A 3,190-nucleotide genomic window follows, 5' to 3' on the forward strand; every position below is an offset into this window, starting at 1 on the left:
TGCCGGTGACCACACCATCAAAGGGAGCGCGGATGCGCGTGTAGCCTTCGGCGGTGCGCGCCTGGGCGAGCGCAGCCTCGGCCTGGGCCTGGGTGGCGCGGCTCATCTCGCGGCGGGCGGCCGCGGCCTTCTCCTGCGCCTGCACCTGGTCGAGCTCATGCGGGCTGACTGACTTTCTCTCATACAGCGCCTGGTAGCGCTGGAGCGTGCTGGAGGCCAGGACGTAATCGGCCTCGGCGGCGGCGATCTGCTGTTGCGAGGCGTTGGCGGCGGCGGAAGCTTGCTGCACCGCGGCGTGGGCCTGGGCGCCGTCGAGCGCCACCAGCACCTGTCCCCGGCGCACGCGCATACCCGCCGTGACCGGGATGGCGACGATGCTGGCCACGATCTGGCTGGAAAGCTGGCTGCTTTGGATGGCGCGCACCGTGCCCACGGTCGCTCCCCAGTCGGGCACGGTGACGGGCTGGATGATCTGCACCTTCACGTCGCGCACCACGGGCGCGGCCGCCGGCGCCGCCGGCTTCTCGCCGGAGCAGCCGGCCAGGGCGGCGACTAGGGCCAGGGTCGTGAGGATGGGAAGGCGCTTGCGGTCGTTCATGGCGTCACCACGAGAGAATGAGAGTCGAGGGTGCCCTTGGCCAGTTCCAGCCCGGCGTAGCTGGTCTGCATCCGGTAGACGGCCTGCCAGTACTCGGCCTGGCTGCGGCGCGCCGCTTCCTGCGCGCGCAGCAGCTCGGTGATGGTGGTCAGCCCTTCCTGGTAGCGGTTCTGGCTGATCCGCAGGCTCTCTTCCGCCTGGCTCACGGAGGCGCGCGCCACCTCCACCTGCTGGCGGCTGGCATCGAAGTCGAGATAAGCGCGCCGCAACTCCAGGCGCACACCGCTCTCCGCCGACTCGCGCAGCGCCGCCACCTTCTGCGCATAGGCCTTCTGCTGGGCCAGGGCGGCCAGCTTGGCTCCGCCCTGGAAGATGTCGAATTGCACTTCCACCCCGCCCACCCAGTTGTTGCCGCCGCCTCCGGTGAAGCGCGGATTGTCGGTCTCCCAGCCCAGGAAGGCGTTCACCCGGGGGCCGAAAGCGGCCTTGGCCGCGTTCACGCTCTTGCCCTGCGCGCTCTCTTCCAGGCGGAGGCTCTCGAGATCGGGGCGCTTCTCCAGCGCCTCACGCTCCAGCTCGGACAGCGGAGCCAGGGGGAAGGAGCGCTCGGCCAGGGCCTCCGCGGGCTGGTAGGAGAGATCGAAGGAGGTGCCCATCTCGTGAGCGAGGCGGGCGCGCGCCAGCTCCACGTCGTTGCGCGCGCGGATGAGCTGCTGCTGCCGCTCGCCCAGCTCTACCTGGGCGCTGAGCAGGTCGGACTCGACCGTCATGCCCGTCTCGTAGCGGGCGCGGCTCTGGTCGAGGGTGGCCTGCGCCGTCTTGACCGCGTCCTCGGCCACCCTCTCCTGCTTGGCCGCCAGCAGCAGGCCGTCGTAGGCCTCGACCACACGGTAGACCAGCTCCTGCTCGGTGCGGTCGAGCTGGCGTCCGGCGGCCTGCTGCAACTTGTGCGAGCGGCTGAGGTTGAGCCAGGAGGCGCCTGAGTCGAAGAGATTCCAGTCGACGGCGAAGCGGGTGACGAAGTTATTGATGGGCGGCGGCGTGTTCAGCACGGGCAGCGCCAAGTCCGCGGCGGTGAAGCGCTGCTGGCGCAGTTTGGCGCTGAGCACGTAGATGGGGTCGTTGCCGCGCAGAAAGCTCTCGGAGAAGACCAGGTGGGGCAGCAGCGCGGAGCGGGCCAGGTTGACGCCTGCGCCCGCCGCCTTCTGGTCGGCGAGCGCGGCCTTGCGCACCGGGTTCTTCTCCAGCGCGATGCTGACCGCCTGCTCCAGGGTGAGCGGATTCTGGGCCCGCACGGGCAGCGCGGCCAGCAGGACCAGCAGGCAGGCCGCGACCCATGCGTGCGGCGGGAGATCGAAAGCGTGCCGTCGGTCGTTCATGACGCCGCCTCAGGCCGCGGTGGTGGCCGGCTGCTCCGCGGAGACGATCTCGTAGGTGGTGGTGAGCTTGGCGGAGAGCTTCACCATGGCTCCCACCGAGCAGTACTTTTCCTCGGAGAGGCGGATGGCCTCTTCCACGGCGGCGGGATCGATGGCGTGGCCGGTGACCACGTGATGGATGCGCACCTGGGTGAAGACCTGGGGTGGGCGCTCGGCCTGGTCGGCTTCGACCCGCACCTCGTAGCCGGTGACGTGTTGGCGCCGCTTCTGCCGCAGCACGGTGATGACGTCGAAGGCGGTGCAACCGGCCAGGCCCATGGCGACCAGTTCGATGGGTTTGGGCCCGGTGGCGCCGGCGGAGTCGTCGAGGATCAGATAGTGGCCGCTGCCGGAGCGCGCCACGAACTGCCGCGCCTCTTGCCGCAGGGGCTGGGTGAGTGTGACCTTGGCTTCTATCATTGCCGCCTCCTTGGGAACCCTTCAGCGAAGAAATGCAGTCTGCTGAATTTCGTTACAGGGAATTTCAGCGTGGCCGCTGAGGCACACGGGCTTCCTCAACCGTTTCAGTCTCAAGGAGTTGTGAACGGGAAAGCTGTGATGAGCGTCACAGGGGCGCGCCCGCATCAAGGGTAGAGGCTAGTTCTTGCGAGGTGCGGACTGCAGAGCTAGGCGGTACTTCGCGAGCAGTTCCTGGCGAACCTGGGCGGCAAGCCTGCGATCCGGGTGTCCCGGCTGGAATCGGCGGCAATGCGCGACCGTCTGTTCCAGGCTGGAGAGGAAAGCCTCGCAAGGTTGGCAGCCGTCCAAGTGCTTTTCCAGGGCATCGCACAGGGTGTCGTCCAGCGCGTCGTCGAGGTAGTCGGAGAGGGCGGCGAAGAGCTGGCGGCAGCGGCGCGGGCGAGCGGCGGAAGGCGCGGGCCGGGGAGCGCGCCGGGCACGTCGCTTCCCCGCCCCTGCCAGTTCGTTGCGCAGGAAAAGGCGGGCGCGGTGCAGGCGCACGCGCACCGTGGGCTCGCGCAACCCGGTGACGCGCGCGATCTCGGCGGCGGAAAGTTCCTCCATGTCGTGCAGTACCAAGATGACGCGATAGGCCGGCGGCAGCTTCTGCACCGCTGCCTGCAGCCGCGCGGCCGCTTCGCCGCGCAGGACCGCCGCCTCGGGCGTGGGATGGTCGCCGCCGGCCAGCGATTCCAACTCCTGCCGGTCGGGCAAG

At 69.3% G+C, this 3,190-nt stretch carries 4 protein-coding genes; all 4 read right to left on the reverse strand.

The genetic code is table 11. The annotated features are described in order from the left end of the window. Positions 1 to 598: biotin/lipoyl-binding protein (locus tag VEG08_09370; protein HXZ28190.1), on the reverse strand; the 598-nt coding region annotated here is incomplete at its 3' end. Then, positions 595 to 1,977, reverse strand: a complete 1,383-nt coding sequence (locus VEG08_09375; GenBank protein HXZ28191.1) for a TolC family protein — start codon at positions 1,975 to 1,977, stop codon at positions 595 to 597. The genes VEG08_09375 and VEG08_09370, both read right to left, overlap by 4 nt. 9 nt (positions 1,978 to 1,986) lie before the next feature. After that, positions 1,987 to 2,436: an OsmC family protein gene (locus VEG08_09380; protein ID HXZ28192.1), complete on the reverse strand. Its 450-nt coding sequence runs from the start codon at positions 2,434 to 2,436 to the stop codon at positions 1,987 to 1,989. A gap of 177 nt (positions 2,437 to 2,613) precedes the next feature. Continuing rightward, positions 2,614 to 3,190, reverse strand: a 577-nt coding sequence (locus VEG08_09385; GenBank protein ID HXZ28193.1) for a sigma-70 family RNA polymerase sigma factor, incomplete at its 5' end; no start/stop codon positions are given.

Source organism: Terriglobales bacterium, from assembly GCA_035624475.1.
In the GTDB taxonomy this organism is placed as follows: Bacteria; Acidobacteriota; Terriglobia; order Terriglobales; family Acidobacteriaceae; genus DASPRL01.